This is a genomic window from Chryseobacterium urinae (assembly GCF_030518295.1).
GTDB lineage: Bacteria > Bacteroidota > Bacteroidia > Flavobacteriales > Weeksellaceae > Chryseobacterium > Chryseobacterium mucoviscidosis.
Genome location: NZ_JAULSJ010000105.1, coordinates 1 through 393, shown reverse-complemented (window position 1 = coordinate 393; position 393 = coordinate 1). Strand labels below are relative to the sequence as shown.

The window sequence follows — 393 nt, the reverse complement described above, 5'->3', positions numbered from 1 at the left end:
TAGGATCAGACATCGTTGGGATGCTATTGAAATGGAAAATACGGTAACGCAAGGACTGGGGGAAGAAAAAAACTCAGGCACAGAAATATTTGAAAACGGTGATTCACGCAAACAGCTTCTGGCAAGAAGCCGGTATTTGCTTTATAAAAGCCGTGAAAAATGGACACTTTCCCAAAAACAAAGAGCTGCTATTCTTTTTGCTCAGTATCCCGATCTGGAGAAAGCATATCAATTGACCGATGGACTGCGAAAGATTTATAATCAAATATTCCAAAATCATTGGCGATGACTAAACTGGCACATTGGTTCAAAGAGGTGGAAGAAGCAGATTTTAAATCTTTTTCTACCTTAATAAAAACAATAATGAATCATTACAGGGATATTTTAAACTAT

The 393-nt window shown here is 36.9% G+C and carries 1 protein-coding gene and 1 pseudogene; both read left to right on the top strand.

Annotation, left to right across the window (positions count from 1 at the left end):
• Positions 1-289 (top strand): transposase (locus tag QWT87_RS21170; RefSeq protein WP_302718732.1); only part of this gene is annotated, 289 nt, incomplete at its 5' end.
• Positions 286-393: pseudogene (locus QWT87_RS21330) on the top strand (ISAon1 family transposase); the annotation flags it as partial. The gene QWT87_RS21170 and the pseudogene QWT87_RS21330, both read left to right, overlap by 4 nt.